At 63.7% G+C, this 14346-nt stretch carries 10 protein-coding genes; 2 read left to right on the forward strand and 8 right to left on the reverse strand.

The genetic code is table 11. The features are described 5' to 3' along the window. Window positions 1-111: 111 nt before the first annotated feature. The 6 genes from ftsH to ptsP all read right to left on the reverse strand — a co-directional run bounded on the left by ftsH (window position 112) and on the right by ptsP (window position 7737). Window positions 112-2061 carry an ATP-dependent zinc metalloprotease FtsH gene (gene ftsH / locus SX1_RS13415; RefSeq protein ID WP_026002053.1) on the reverse strand — a complete coding sequence of 650 codons (1950 nt, stop codon included), beginning with the start codon at window positions 2059-2061 and terminating at the stop codon, window positions 112-114. A gap of 77 nt (window positions 2062-2138) precedes the next feature. Beyond that, window positions 2139-2330: a hypothetical protein gene (locus tag SX1_RS13420; protein ID WP_017181107.1), complete on the reverse strand. Its 192-nt coding sequence runs from the start codon at window positions 2328-2330 to the stop codon at window positions 2139-2141. Between the two features lie 94 nt (window positions 2331-2424). After that, window positions 2425-3405 carry a tRNA lysidine(34) synthetase TilS gene (tilS, locus tag SX1_RS13425; protein ID WP_019053406.1) on the reverse strand — a complete coding sequence of 327 codons (981 nt, stop codon included), beginning with the start codon at window positions 3403-3405 and terminating at the stop codon, window positions 2425-2427. Continuing rightward, window positions 3396-4337 (reverse strand): hypothetical protein, encoded by a 942-nt coding sequence (locus tag SX1_RS13430; RefSeq protein ID WP_019053407.1) that lies wholly within the window; start codon window positions 4335-4337, stop codon window positions 3396-3398. Before SX1_RS13430 ends, tilS begins: the two co-directional genes overlap by 10 nt. 94 nt (window positions 4338-4431) lie before the next feature. After that, window positions 4432-5376, reverse strand: coding sequence for a helix-turn-helix domain-containing protein (locus tag SX1_RS13435; RefSeq protein ID WP_019053408.1), 945 nt, complete (start codon window positions 5374-5376; stop codon window positions 4432-4434). Between the two features lie 84 nt (window positions 5377-5460). Then, window positions 5461-7737 (reverse strand): phosphoenolpyruvate--protein phosphotransferase, encoded by a 2277-nt coding sequence (gene ptsP / locus SX1_RS13440; protein WP_017181103.1) that lies wholly within the window; start codon window positions 7735-7737, stop codon window positions 5461-5463. Between the two features lie 139 nt (window positions 7738-7876). On the opposite strand from ptsP, the gene SX1_RS13445 reads away from it, so the two are divergent. Both SX1_RS13445 and SX1_RS13450 read left to right on the forward strand, forming a co-directional pair. Continuing rightward, on the forward strand, window positions 7877-9034 hold the full coding sequence (locus tag SX1_RS13445; RefSeq protein WP_019053409.1) for a pyridoxal phosphate-dependent aminotransferase: 1158 nt from the start codon (window positions 7877-7879) through the stop codon (window positions 9032-9034). A gap of 136 nt (window positions 9035-9170) precedes the next feature. Continuing rightward, a complete protein-coding gene (locus SX1_RS13450) occupies window positions 9171-10337 on the forward strand; it encodes a pyridoxal phosphate-dependent aminotransferase (protein ID WP_026149760.1) in 1167 nt (388 codons plus the stop codon). Between the two features lie 85 nt (window positions 10338-10422). On the opposite strand, the gene SX1_RS13455 is transcribed toward SX1_RS13450, so the two are convergent. Together SX1_RS13455 and metH are read right to left on the reverse strand one after the other, a co-directional pair. Then, complete coding sequence (locus tag SX1_RS13455; protein ID WP_019053411.1) at window positions 10423-11562, reverse strand: 2OG-Fe(II) oxygenase family protein; 1140 nt, start codon at window positions 11560-11562, stop codon at window positions 10423-10425. A gap of 114 nt (window positions 11563-11676) precedes the next feature. Beyond that, window positions 11677-14277: a methionine synthase gene (gene metH, locus SX1_RS13460; RefSeq protein WP_019053412.1), complete on the reverse strand. Its 2601-nt coding sequence runs from the start codon at window positions 14275-14277 to the stop codon at window positions 11677-11679. Between the last annotated feature and the right edge of the window lie 69 nt (window positions 14278-14346).

The following is a 14346-nucleotide window of genomic DNA, read 5'->3' on the forward strand; positions in this document are numbered from 1 at the left end:
TATGGGCGCGGACGGCCAGTCCCTTTGGCCCATTTTATTGCGCGGGTTGCGGGGACATGAAAAAGGGCGCGCAACCCGATGGTCGCGCGCCCCATTTCCTGTCCTTGCCGATCAGGCTCCGGCGGGAGACGGGTTTCCGAAAGGCCCCTTGCGCTTGCCCGCGCGCGGGATGGAAGACCCTGCCGCCGGGATGACCGACGGCTTGATCGTCGTGCCATCGTCGCGGGTGATCTCGCCCTTTTCCAGCAGCGCCTTGATCTCGTCGCCGCTCAGCGTTTCATATTCCAGCATGGCATTGGCCAGCAGGTGCAGCTGGTCCTCATGACCGGTCAGCAACTCCTTGGCCCGGTTATAGCCCTGCTCCACCAGCCCGCGAATTTCCTTGTCGATCAGCTTGGCGGTCTCGTCCGACATATGGACGCGGGCGCTCTGCGAATAGCCCAGGAAGGTTTCGCCCTGCTGCTCTTCATATTGCAGCGGACCCAGCTTGTCGGACATGCCCCATTGGGTGACCATGTCGCGCGCCAGCTTCGTCGCATATTGAATGTCGCCCGATGCGCCGCTCGACACCTTGTCATAGCCAAAGATGATCTCTTCGGCGACGCGGCCACCCATGGCCACGGCCATGTTCGCATGCATCTTGTCGCGGTGATAGCTGTAGCTGTCGCGTTCGGGCAGGCGCATGACCATGCCCAATGCGCGACCGCGCGGAATGATCGTCGCCTTGTGGATCGGGTCCGACGCAGGCTCATGGACCGACACGATGGCATGGCCGGCCTCATGATAGGCGGTCATCTTCTTCTCATCGTCGGTCATGACCATGGAGCGGCGTTCCGCGCCCATCATCACCTTGTCCTTGGCCGCCTCGAACTCGTCCATCGCGACCAGCCGCTTGCCACGCCGCGCCGCCATCAACGCCGCCTCGTTCACCAGATTGGCAAGGTCCGCACCGGAAAAGCCCGGCGTGCCCCGCGCGATCGTGCGCGGTTCGACATCGGGCGCCAACGGCACCTTCTTCATATGGACGGCCAGGATTTTCTCACGGCCTTCAATATCGGGACGGGGCACCACGACCTGACGGTCGAACCGGCCCGGACGCAGCAGCGCCGGGTCCAGCACGTCGGGACGGTTGGTGGCCGCGACGATGATGATGCCTTCATTGGCTTCAAAACCATCCATCTCGACCAGCAACTGGTTCAGCGTCTGCTCACGCTCGTCATTGCCGTTGCCAAGGCCCGCGCCGCGATGACGGCCAACCGCGTCGATTTCATCGATAAAGACGATGCAGGGCGCATTCTTCTTCGCCTGCTCGAACATGTCGCGCACGCGGCTTGCGCCCACGCCGACGAACATTTCGACAAAGTCAGAGCCGGAAATGGTGAAGAACGGCACGCCCGCCTCGCCCGCAATCGCGCGCGCCAGCAGCGTCTTGCCGGTGCCGGGCGAACCGACCAGCAGCGCGCCCTTGGGGATCTTGCCGCCCAGCCGAGCGAACTTGGTCGGGTTCTTCAGAAACTCGACGATCTCCTGCAATTCCTCGCGCGCTTCGTCGATGCCGGCAACGTCATCGAAAGTGACCTTGCCATGTTTTTCGGTCAGCAGCTTGGCCTTCGACTTGCCAAAGCCCATCGCACCGCCTGCACCGCCGCCCTTCTGCATCTGACGCAGCACGAAGAAGGCGATGCCAAGGATCAGCAGGAAGGGGAGCGACTGGTAGATCAGGATCATCCAGAAGCTGGGCTGTTCTTCGGCCTGTCCCGAATATTTGACATTATAATCGTCAAGCAGGCCCGTCAGGCCCGGATCATTGACCGGAACGGTGCTGAACTTCTGGCCACTGGCCAGCGTGCCCGAAATCTTGTTGGGCGCGATGGCGACATCCTTGACCTGCCCTTCCTGCACCTTCGATCGGAATTCGGAATAGGCAATGCCGGTCCCTGCCGTGGAGGCGGAACGGCTGTCAAACATGGACACGAACAGCAACAGGGCGACAATCACCCCCGCCCAAATCATCGCGCTCTTGATCCAGGGGTTGCCCTGCGGGTCTTTCTCGTCGTTCATCATCACTCTCTTTCACCGGCCAAGATAGGGCGCGTCAGCCAAAGCGCAAGCTTGGCAACCGCCCTACAGGACAAGGATTAACCGGCGGTGAGTTGGACGATCGCGAGACAGGCCAGCGCCAGCGCCAGGCCCGCTGACAGGCCGCACAGCAGATAGCCCAGATACAGCAGCAACGGCGGATGCGGCCGGGCCAGCTTATGATTACGTTGCGCTGCCGAAAGGATGACACTGGCCAGCAGGCCATAGGTCAGCGCCGCAAATTCCATCATTACTGCAAATCTCCGCTCATTCGGATGCAGGATGAAGCATGGGCGGCGTTAAAGAAAGACTATTGCAGCGCACAAAAACGGCAAGGCGTTGGGTTCACGCGTCGGACTGCGGAACTTTTTGAAAATGCCTGCGCGGGGGCGCGGCGCGCAGCGTCCATACTCGCCCTCCACGCAGTAGCCAGTCGCCCAGATTCGCTTGCCCTCCCGCCTGCGCGGCAACGATTGCCCGGTCGAGTGCATCGCCCCGCGGCAGGGCCGCATCCGGCGCGGCGGCATTGAGCATGTGGAGGACCAGGCGGCGCAGATATTCGCGCGGCAAGTCAGTGCGATCGAGCCGCCACTGATCGCCGTCGCGCGCGACATGGAGCGCGGCCAGTTCGGCGACGCTCCAGTCCAGCGCCGCTTCCGCCTCCGCCAGCGCGGCAGCGCTGCGGCCCGCCGCTTCCGGGTTCAACCAGTCCGCTCCGGTGAGGGCCACGCGCAATGCCGTGCGGTCGAACCGTGGGTCAGCGTTGGAAGGGTCATGGACATGCGGCACCGCCTCTTCGTCGACAAGCCGCTGCAACGCCGCCTTGCGCACGCCCAGCAGCGGGCGGATGACCATGCCGGACCGCCCCCGCACCCCGGCAAGGCCACCGACGCCCGATCCGCGATTGAGCCGCATCAACAGCGTTTCAAGCTGGTCGTCGGCATGATGGGCGGTCATGATCCAGTCGATGCCCTGCGCGCTGCGCCATTGTTCGATCAGGCGGTAACGCTGCGCCCGCGCCCAGGCCTGAATATTGCCGGAGGGCGGCGCGTCCGGCGTTGCGATATGATGGGCTATCCCCTGCCCCGCGCACCAGCGCGCGACCATAGCCGCTTCGTCGGCGGAGGCGGGACGCAGGCGATGGTCGACGGTCACCGCCGCCACCCGTTCAGGAAAGGCGCGGGCCGCCAGATAGAGAAGCGCCATACTGTCCGGCCCACCCGACACTGCAACACCAAACCGCGCCGCCGGGTCATCGCCCGCCAGCGCGCGGGTCGCCGCGATCAGTCGGGCTTGCAGGCCGGATCGGTCACTGCTCAGCTGCACTTCGCCTTGGTGCGCCCCTTGTCCATCATGCCGCGCAGGCTTGCGGACAGGCTCGTGCCATAGACCTGCTCCAGCTCTGCATAGACTTTGCAGGCATCGGCAGGCTTTTTGAGCTGGATCAGCGCTTCGCCCAGATAGGCCAAGCTATCGGCCGCACGGTCGCCGCGCGGGCGCTTCTGATAATTTTCATAAAAAGCGACCGAGGCCAGAGCAGGCTTGCCATCGTCCAGATAGGCGCGGCCAAGCAGGTTCTGCGCCCGGCTGGCAACGGATGCGTCGCCATATTTGTCGACCGTGGCCTTCAGCTGCGCCTGCGCTTCGGGATAAAATTTCGCGTCCCACAGACGAAAGCCATAGCTGTAGGAATCCATGGCGGCGTCGCCGGTATCCGGCCGCTCGATCGCGGCGATCGCTGCCTTGCGGGCTTCGCTGGCGGCCGGTGTCGCGGGCGCGGGCGCAGGCTTGGAAGGCGCTGGCTTGGCCGCGACCGGCGCCGGGTCGGCCGCAACAGGCGCAGCCGCCGTCGGCCTGACTTCAGGCGGAGTTTCGGGCTGGAGCAGGCGGCCTTCGATCTCGGCCTTATATTTGGTGAAAGCCTCTTCCAGCTGCTTGAGCTTGAAGCTGTTTTCCTCGACCTGGCCAGTGATCGAGGCCAGCTGCGATTCCAGCGCGCCCACCCGCGCCGTCAGGTCCGATATGGGCGAGGAGGATGGCGATCCGGGGACGACGGTCGGGGCGGCGGGGCGAACGATCTGCGCTTCGACGGGCGCGCCAGCCGGAAACACCTTGCGCTGAACGGCCTTCATTTCCTTTTCCAGCCGGTCGACCCGCACCTCGACCGGCGCATTTTGCGCAACGGCGGGTGGCGCGATCGCCAGCAGAAGCGGCGCGCTCCATGCCAGACAGGAGGTCGCGAAAAAGGCGTGACGCATGATATTCCCCGACTAATTCTCTCGCCTTAACCATAAGGCGTTATTTCGCGCGGTAAAGCGTCACGTTTCACGCTGCCCGCGTCCGGAACCAGGCTCAGCCACCCGTTCCGTCGCCCGATGCCGCTGGCGCGGGCGCTGGTGCCGCTGGCGCGGTTTCGCCAGCGACGGACGGCACGGCCTGACGCTGGGCCGCCGGGCGCTGCGCGGGCCGGAGGGATGGCGCTGCGGCAGACGAAGCGGCGGCGGGCGCTGCGGCGGCAGTCCCGCGCGCCAGCAGTGCTTCGGCGCTGACCGGCACGTCGGCGATCGTCCGGTCCGGCGCACCCAAAGGCGCCACCACCTTGCCCCCGACAGTGACGCTGAGCGCCTGTGGCCGCCCGGTCAGGATCATCGGATTACGCGCGCTGGCAGGCAGAGTGAAAACCTCGCCCTTCTTCATCAGGCCATCCTTCAGCCGCTCGCCCGCCTCGTCATAGATGCGCAGCCAGACATCGTCGGTTGCGGTAAAGACGACTGGCTGCGCAGCTGGCGCGACCTGTGCGGTGCTGGCGGCGACCGGAGCCTTGGCCTTCGCCTCTTCCTGCGCCATTTCCTCGCCCGTTGGCGGCGTCAGCGATTGCGATCGCCAGAGCGTGTAACCGGCGATCAGCAGGATGACGATGATGGCCGCCGTCCAGGCCAGCGTGCGCGAGGGCACGCGAGCAGGATCGACCGGCTCGAACACTTCGTAGCGAGTGGTCGCCATGTCGCTGCTATGCACGGCCTCGCGCACTTCGGCGGCAATCGCCACTTCGTCCAGGTCGACCGCGCGGGCATAGGCGCGCGCGAACCCGACCGCATAGGGGATACCAGGCAGGGCGGCATAATCGTCGCGCTCGACCGCTTCGAGTTGCCGCAGCGCGATCCGCGTGCGGGTGGCGACTTCCGCCAGCGACAGGCCCGCTGCCTCCCGCGCGGCACGCAGCTTCGCGCCGGGGGTGTCGGGCTGCATTTCCGGTGCGGGCCCCGCACCGGTGTCCAATTCTGTTTCGTCTGCCATGCTGCTCCGCGACCTTCGATGGTCGGTCTTGTCTCACTGTGGGACGGGGATTGTCAACGGCGCGCCGCGCCTTTGCCGTTCACCTCACCCCAGTTCGATGTTCCGTTCAACCGCCCACTGGGTCAGGCTCGCCCGAATGTCGCGCGCGCCCCCGTCCAGCAATTCGCGCATCAACGCCTGCAGTTCCGCCGCATCGACCGCGCGGATCATCGCCTTGACCGGACCGACCGAGGCAGGCGTGATCGACAGGCGGCGAATGCCCAGGCCAACCAGCGCCATCGCTTCAAGCGTGCGCCCACCCATTTCGCCGCACACGCCGACGGGCACCTGATAGTCGGCACAGGTCCGCACCACCCGGTCCAGGAAGCGCAGAATGGCGATACTCAACCAGTCATATCGTTCCGCCAGACGCGGATGGGCGCGGTCTGCGGCGAACAGGAACTGGGTCAGGTCATTGGTGCCGATCGACAGGAAATCGAGCCGCGGCAGCAATATGTCCAGCACTTCGGCCAGCGCAGGCACTTCCAGCATCGCGCCATATTTGACCGCGATCGGCAGCTTCTTCTTGCGCTCCTGCAACCACAGGCGCTGATGTTCGACCAGCGCGCGCGCCTGCTCATATTCCCAGGGTTCCGACACCATCGGGAACATGACATGCAACACCTTGCCCGCCGCCGCTTCCAGCAAGGCGCGGGCCTGCGCCTTCATCAGACCGTCGCGGTCGAGCGCCAGCCGCAGCGCGCGCCAGCCCATCGCCGGATTATCCTCCAGCTCCTCGTCATCGTCGCGCTGCATATAGGGCAGCGCCTTGTCCCCGCCGATGTCGACGGTGCGGAAGATGACGGGGCGGTCGCCCGCCGCATCCAGCACATCCTTGTAAAGCCGCTGCTGCTTTTCCCGCTGCGGCAATGTGGCGGACACCAGAAACTGAAACTCGGTGCGAAACAGGCCGATGCCGTCCGCCCCCACCATGTCGAGCGCCTGCGCATCCTCACGCAGTCCCGCATTGACCATCAACTCCACCCGCTGGTCGTCGGCCGTGACAGACGGCAGGTCGCGCATCGCGGCAAATTCGGCGCGACGCTTCTGCGTAACATGCAGCTTGTTGTCGAACGCCTCGTCCATGTCGGGCGTCGGGCGGATCAACAGCGTATTGGTGTTGACGTCCATCAGGATGAGGTCGCCCTCATTGACCAGATGGCGAATGTCGCGGACGCGGCCCAGCACCGGCACGCCCATGGCGCGCGCGACGATGGTGACATGGGCGGTCAGCGATCCTTCCTCCAGGATCACGCCCTTCAACCGGCGGCGATCATATTCCAGCAGTTCGGCCGGGCCCAGGTTGCGCGCGATCAGGATCGCGTCCTGCCGCAGACCCATCTGCGCCGCCGTGCCCAGTTGCCCCGACACGATCCGCAGCAGCCGGTTGGCCAGATCCTCCAGATCATGCATCCGGTCCGACAGTAGCGGATCGTCAATCTGGCGCATTCGCATGCGGGTGCGCTGCTGCACCCGCTCGATCGCCGCTTCGGCGGTCAGGCCGCTGTCGATCGCCTCGTTGATCCGGCGGGTCCAGCCTTCGTCATAGGCGAACATCTTGTAGGTTTCCAAAACCTCCTGATGCTCGCCCTCCATGCCGAACTCGGCCGCGCCGGTCATGCGGTCAATCTGTTCGCGCATCTTGGCGAAGGCGGAAATGACCCGCTGCCGCTCGGCCTCTATATCCTCCGCAACCGTATGTTCGATGTGGACGCGCGGCTGGTGGAATACCGCATGGCCCCGCGCCATGCCCATCACCAGTTGCAGGCCGTGCAGCATGGTCGTGCCGGTATCGGCGACGCGCTGGTCGCTTGGTCCATCATCGGCCAGTTCCGCATTGGCGATCAGTTCGGCCATCACCATGGCGACGGTCTGAAGCGCCTCTATCTCCACTTCCTCATATTTGCGCGGCTCGGCATGTTGCACGCACAGCACGCCGATCGACCTTTCCCGCCGCACGATCGGCACGCCGGCAAAGCTGTGGAACAGCTCCTCCCCGGTTTCGGGGCGATAGCTATAGTCGGGGTGCGACGCGGCCTCGTCCAGGTTCAGCGTTTCGACATTGGTGGCAATCAGGCCCACCAGCCCCTCGCCCATCGCCATGCGGGTGACATGGACCGCTTCCTGCTTGAGGCCACGGGTCGCGAACAGTTCCAGCACGCCTTCACGCACCAGATAGATGGAGCAGACCTCGCTCGACAGCGACTGGCCGATAATCTCCACCACCTTGTTCAGTTTCGCCTGCGCGCTGGTGCGCGACGCCATCACTTCCTGAAGGCGTGTGAGGATCTGGCGGGCGGCGGCGGCGGGCGTGCTGGGCATGATAGCAGCGCTATCAGATCGGCGGCCTGCTTTCCAAGCCATTCATGCAGCGCGATCGCCGACAGATGTCATTTGCATGGCGGAAACATTCTGTACGATCGTCTAAGAAGATAAAATCGGCTTCTGGGAGAATGGGACCATGGCGACACGGGATGAAACGGCGTTTGAACGCGACCTTCTGGACCGCGGCTATTCGCGGCGGCAACTGGCCAAGGCAACCGCGCTGCTAGGCGCTGGCGCAGCGGCGATCCGCGCGACGGGCGCCCTGGCGCAGCAGGCCGCCAAGCCGGTCGCGGGCGCTGTGCGAATCGGCGCAAACGAATGCTGGACCGGCCCTTTCCCGATTGCAGCCGAAGCCGGTTTCAAGCTGGTGACCGAAGGCAATCGCTACGAACCGGACAATGAGCATCAGAAACTGTTCGACGCTGTATCCGCGGTAGAGGGCATCCCGGTGGATCGCATCGTCGCCTGGCCCGGATCGTCCGATCCGCTCAGCCGCGTCGCTGTCGCCTTTGCCTCGCCCACGCGCGGCATCGTGACGGCAAACCCCACCTATGAAGCGATCTGGCGGACCGGCGACTGGCTGGGCGCTAAAGTGACCAAGGTGCCGCTGACCAAGGATTATGCCCATGACGTCAAGGCGATGCTGGCGGCGGACCCCAATGCCGGGCTTTATTATATCTGTTCGCCCAACAATCCGACCGGCACCGTAACGCCGGTCGCCGACATTCAGTGGCTGGCCGACAACAAGCCCAAGGACGCGATCCTGGTCGTGGACGAAGCCTATATTCACTGGACCGAAACCGGCACCGCCGCCAAAATGGCCGCGACCCGTGACGATGTCATCGTGCTGCGCACCTTCTCCAAGCTGTTCGGCATGGCGGGGATGCGGCTCGGCCTCACCTTCGCCGCGCCTGCGCTGATGGAAAAGATGATGCGCTATGATGGCGGGCAGGTGACGGCGATGTTGCCGATGACCGCCGTGGCGTGCGGCACGGTGTCGGTCGCGCAGGCGGACCTCATCAAGGCGCGGCGGGCCGAAATGATCGCCAATCGCGAAAAGGCGATCGCCTTCCTCACGAAGAAGAAGATCAAGGTCATCCCCGGCAGCCATGCCAATATGTTCATGATCGATTGGGGCAAGCCCGCCAAGCCCATGGCCGATGCGCTGCTGGCGGAAAATGTGCAGATTGGCCGCAGCTGGCCGATCTGGCCCAATGTCTCGCGCGTGTCGGTTGGCTCTGCGGCGGACATGGACGCCTTTTGCGCCGCCGTGGACAAGGTGTGGAAAGCCTGACGGCACCCCGCTTTTCCAACGTCAAAAAGTTACGATTTCTGGCGGCGGCGCATTGCGGAAATGCGCCGCCGCTTCGTTTTACCCCATGAACGCCCGGAACGAACGCCCGGATGGCAGGACAAAGGGGACAGACGACATGACGATGATGCTCGACAAGGATGCCAGAGACGATCTGATCGAACGCGGCTATTCGCGCCGCCAGCTGGCCGAAGTGGCCGCCTTGCTGGGTGCCGGCGTCGCCGCCAGCACATTGCTGGGCAGCGGCGCGATGGCGCAGCAGCAGGCCGGGCGCGGCATCAAGGGCGCGGTTCGCATCGGTGCGAATGAATGCTGGACCGGCCCCTTCCCGTCCGGCGTCGCCGCCGCCGCCGAGGCTGCATCCTTTGGCAACTGGTACGATCCCGACAATTATCGTGGCGACCTGGTCAAGACCGTCGCCTCGGTCGAGGGACTTCCCGAAACCCATGTCATGCCCTGGCCCGGTTCCGGCGGCCCGCTGGTCAGCATCGTCGCGGCCTATTGCTCGCCGACCAAGGGTCTGGTCACCGCCGACCCGACCTTCGAATCCGCCTGGCGCACCGCCGACTACATGAAAGCCCCCATCGCCAAGGCTCCGCAGGCCATCGGCAAGGGCCATGATGTAAAGGCGATGCTGGCCGCTAATCCCAATGCGGGCCTCTATTATATCTGCACGCCCAACAACCCGACCGGCACGATCACGCCGCTGGCCGACATCCAGTGGCTGCTCGACAACAAGCCCGCCGATTCGATGCTGCTGGTGGACGAAGCCTATATCCACTTCTCGGAAAGCCCCAGCGCCGCCACGCTGATCGGCAACCGCAAGGACATCATCGTCATGCGGACCTTCTCCAAGCTGTTCGGCATGGCCGGCGTTCGCCTTGGCCTCACCTTCGCCGATCCCGAAGTGCAGAAGCGCATCATGCTGTTCGGCCCGGCAGCCGGCGGCCTGGCGATCACCGCGATGCATTGCGGCAATGCGGTCTATACCGAAGCCGCCCTTATCAAGGCGCGTCGCAATGAAATGATCGCCAATCGCGAGGAAACCATCGCCTGGCTCACCAAGAAGGGCATCGAGGTCCAGCCGGGCAGCCAGGCCAATATGTTCATGGTGAACTGGAAGAAGCCCGCCAAGGACATGCAGGCCGCGCTGCTGGCGACCCCGGAAAAGGTACAGATCGGCCGCAGCTGGGCGATCTGGCCCACCGTGTCCCGCGTCACCGTCGGCTCCGCCGACGACATGGCCAAATTCCGCGCGGCAGTCGACAAGGTCTATAAAGCGTAGGGCATCCCCTTTCCTTACGAAACGAAGAAGGGCGTCCGGGCAACCGGGCGCCCTTTTTGAATTGGGGAGGTGCGGAAGAAGCGCCCTATTCCGCCTTGGACCTGGAATCGCCCGTCACGGACTGGATGACATTTTCCCGCAGTCCGGCATCCTGAAGATGCTTGGCATTTTCCAGCCTGATCTGGGCCGCCGCTTCATCATATAGAAATGGCAGAACCGCATATCGCTCGCCACTGGTCACCGGCAGAACCTCGTGGAGCAGCGAGCAGGAGAATATGATCGCCCCGCCGGTCGGGGGCCGATAGGTGCGCGGGCCGAATTCGGGGAAACGCAGATCCCCGCCCTCATAGCGATCAGCGTCGAGACCGATGGAAACCGCAAATCTGCGATGCGCCGTTCCCAGCGTCGTATTGTCCTTGTGAGGGCGAAAATGTCCCCCGGACTTGGAATCATAGCGCGCAACGATGTATCGCTCCATCCGGGACACCGTGAACTGAAATGCCCTGGCGATCGGCGGAACAAGCCGCCGGCGAATGCGCGCTTTCAACGCATTGCGCAGCTGCTCGTCATCAATGCTGCAGTCTGACCGGCGCTTGTGAACATGATCGAGCACCTGGACCGTCTCGCCGGTCTTTGGGTCCGTTTTCATATAGCCGCTGTCGTTCAGCCCAACCGTTTCGGCATAGGTGATCAGCTTATGGCAGAAATCCGGTTCCAGCACGTTGGGCACCACCAATATGGGCGCCCATGCATCCATATCCGCCTTCGGCGCCGGTTGCCCGTCCAGCGCAGCACATATGTCGTCATAATGCGTCACCAGGTCATTGATCGGCAAAATCCTGAGCACGCGCATACCTGGGTCGAGTATCCAGGTCATGAGCGCCACGGCGGAGCCATTGTCCTTCTGGCGTCCGACAGCCCCGAATAATGTCGCCATCTCCAGGTCGAAGTCGAGGAATAGCCGGATTCCGGGCTGACGCTCCGTCAGCAACCCGCTCTGTTCGTCGCGCGGGTCGTTCGTGACGATGAACGCGCATGCAAACCTGTCGTCCAGGCATTTGGTTTCGGCGTGCATGGCCGCCAGAAACGCCTGCGCGCCGGGAGAAGCACCGCTGCCCAGGAAGGTAACGACGATGTAGCGCCCGGCGGCGCTATCGAATGAAAACCGGGGATTTGTGATTCCTCGAGCGAAGAATGAGGGGACAGGGTCACCGACCAGCAGCATGTCAATTCCTTGAGGATCACAATCGTTCGCACAGGTCTGCCCAAGCCCGGCGTTCAACGCAACCTTCGCCGCCCCAGTCGATGTTGGGGAGAGAGCGCCCGGTCGCCCGCCCCCTCAATCCAGGTTCGGCCTCAAATAGCGCTCCGCCGTGTCGATATCGATCCCCCGCCGCACCGCATAATCCTCCAGCTGGTCGCGGCCGACACGAGCCACGCCGAAATATTCCGCCTGAGCATGGCCGAAATAGAAGCCGCTGACCGCAGCTGTGGGGAGCATCGCGAAACTCTCCGTCAGCGTGATGCCGGTGGCGTGATGGGCGTCCAGCATCTCGAACAATATGGGTTTCAGACTATGTTCGGGGCAGGCGGGATAGCCCGGCGCGGGGCGGATACCGCGATATTGTTCCTTGATCAGCGCTTCGTTCGTCAGCTGCTCGCCCTCCGCATAGCCCCATAGCGCCGTGCGGACATAATGGTGCAGGCGCTCGGCAAAGGCTTCAGCCAGGCGGTCGGCCAGCGCTTTCAAAAGTATGTCCGAATAGTCATCGATCGCCGCCTTGAACCGGGCGAGATGCGGCTCGATGCCGTGCATCCCGACGGCAAAGCCGCCCATCCAGTCGCCGTCATGGCTGATGAAGTCGGCAAGGCACATATTGGCCCGGCCTTCGCGCTTCTGGATCTGCTGGCGCAGCATCGGCAGGGTGTAGTGCTTCTCATCCTCGACATGGACGATGATGTCGTCGCCTTCGCGACGGCACGGCCATAGGCCCGCAACCCCGCGCGCGACCAGCCATTTTTCGTTGACGATCCTGTCCAGCATCGCCTGCGCATCGGCAAACAGGCTGGACGCACTTTCGCCCACCACCGGATCGGTCAGGATCGCGGGATAATTGCCCGCCAGTTCCCAGGCGCGGAAGAAGGGCGTCCAGTCGATATAGTGGACAAGATCCTTCAGATCCCAGTCGGGGAAGCGATGGACGCCCGGCAGGCGGGGGCGCGGCGCTTTCAGGCTCTCGTCAATCTCGAACGCATTGGCGCGCGCGTCCTCCAGGCTGACGAGCGCACTCTGCCCCTTGTTCGCGCGGGCGACGCGGACATGCTCATAATCATCCTTGGTTTTCTGGACGAAATCATTGCGCTGCGTTTCGGAGACGAGCGCCGTCGCCACCCCGACCGCGCGACTGGCGTCCAGCACATGGACCACCGGGCCAGTATAGGACGGGTCGATGCGCAGCGCGGTATGCACCTTGGACGTCGTCGCGCCGCCGATCAGCACCGGCATGGTCATGCCCGCGCGCTGCATTTCGGTAGCCACTGTCACCATCTCGTCCAGCGAGGGGGTGATAAGGCCGGACAGGCCGATCATGTCGGCGTCATTCTCGTTCGCCGCCTTGATGATGTCGGGCCAGGGGACCATCACGCCCATGTCGATGACCTCAAAGCCGTTGCACTGAAGGACCACGCCGACGATATTCTTGCCAATGTCATGGACGTCGCCCTTGACCGTGGCCATGATGATCTTGCCCTTGCCCTTGGCGCCCGGTTCCTTGGCGGCCTCGATAAAGGGCAGCAGGTGCGCGACCGCTTTCTTCATGACGCGGGCGGACTTGACCACCTGGGGCAGGAACATCTTGCCCGCGCCGAACAGGTCGCCAACCACGTTCATGCCGTCCATCAACGGCCCTTCGATCACCTCGATCGGCTTGTCGGCGGACAGGCGCGCTTCCTCCGTATCGTCCACGACATACATGTCGATGCCCTTGACCAGCGCATGTTCCAGCCGCTTGGCGACCGGCCAGCTGCGCCAGGCCTCGGCGGCCTTGTCGGCGACCGCGTCGGTGCCGCGATATTTTTCCGCCAGCGTGACCAGGCGGTCGCCCGCTTCCGGGTCGCGGTTCAGGACGACATCCTCGCACGCCGTCCTCAGTTCCGGGTCGATCGTGTCATAGACGTCGAGTTGTCCTGCATTGACGATCGCCATGTCGAGGCCAGCGGGGATGGCATGATAGAGGAATACGCTGTGCATCGCGCGACGGACGGGTTCGTTGCCGCGGAACGAGAAGCTGAGGTTCGACAGGCCGCCGGAGATGTGGACGTGCGGGCAGCGCGCCTTGATCTCGCGGCAGGCTTCGATGAAGTCGACGCCATAATTATTATGCTCCTCGATCCCCGTCGCGACTGCGAAGATATTGGGATCGAAGATGATGTCCTCCGGCGGAAAGCCGATGGTCATCAGCAGCTTGTAGGCGCGCTCGCAAATCTCGACCTTGCGCGCCTTGGTATCGGCCTGCCCCGTTTCGTCAAAGGCCATGATGACCGCGGCGGCGCCATAGGCCATGCATTTGCGGGCATGGAACAGGAAGGCCTCCTCGCCCTCCTTCATGCTGATCGAATTGACGATCGGCTTGCCCGACACGCATTTGAGGCCCGCTTCGATGACCTCCCATTTGGAGCTGTCGATCATCACCGGCACGCGGCTGATGTCCGGCTCCGACGTCATCAGCTTGAGAAAGGTCGTCATGGCCTCGACCGCGTCGAGCAGCCCCTCGTCCATGTTGACGTCGACGATCTGCGCGCCATTTTCCACCTGCTCGCGCGCAATGTCGATCGCAGCGGCATAATTGCCCGCCATGATCAGCTTTTTGAACTTGGCCGATCCGGTAACATTGGTGCGTTCGCCGACATTGACGAAGCTGGCGGTGGATTTCTGTGTCATTTGATTCTCTCTCCCCTCCCTTCAGGGAGGGGTCGGGGGAGGGCATGTCGGAGAGCAAGCCTTTACAGG

It is taken from the genome of Sphingobium xenophagum NBRC 107872 (assembly GCF_000367345.1).
Classification (GTDB): domain Bacteria; phylum Pseudomonadota; class Alphaproteobacteria; order Sphingomonadales; family Sphingomonadaceae; genus Sphingobium; species Sphingobium xenophagum.